Source organism: Pseudoalteromonas sp. S3260, from assembly GCF_005886925.1.
GTDB classification, from domain to species: Bacteria; Pseudomonadota; Gammaproteobacteria; order Enterobacterales; family Alteromonadaceae; genus Pseudoalteromonas; species Pseudoalteromonas tetraodonis.
This window is the reverse complement of record NZ_PNCV01000254.1, coordinates 1-372: the sequence shown is the minus strand read 5'-3', so window position 1 is coordinate 372 and position 372 is coordinate 1. Positions and strand designations below refer to the sequence as shown.

Below are 372 nucleotides of genomic sequence, written 5' to 3'. Positions count from 1 at the left end.
CGTCTTGGCCGATAACGCGCTGGTGCAGCTCGTCTTCCATCTGCAGCAACTTCTCACGCTCGCCTTGAAGCATTTTCGCCACTGGAATACCAGTCCAGCGTGAGAGGATCTCGGCAATCTCGTCTTCACCCACTTTATTACGCAGCAAATTCATATCTTGCATTTCAACTTGCGAGGCAAGGTCTAATTTGCGCTCCAGCTCGGGAATTCGGCCGTACTGAAGTTCCGACATTCGCTGCAGATCACTGGCTCGACGTGCCACCTCTAAGTCCAAACGCGCTTGCTCCAGCTCCGCTTTAATCACTTGAGTGCCTTGCAGCGAGGCCTTTTCCGCGTTCCATACTTCGTCCAACTCAGCATATTCACTTTCCA

Annotated in this window: 1 pseudogene; it reads right to left on the bottom strand. The window is 52.4% G+C overall.

The window, feature by feature from the left end:
* A pseudogene (locus CWC14_RS18370) lies at positions 1 to 372 on the bottom strand (type VI secretion system ATPase TssH); the annotation flags it as partial.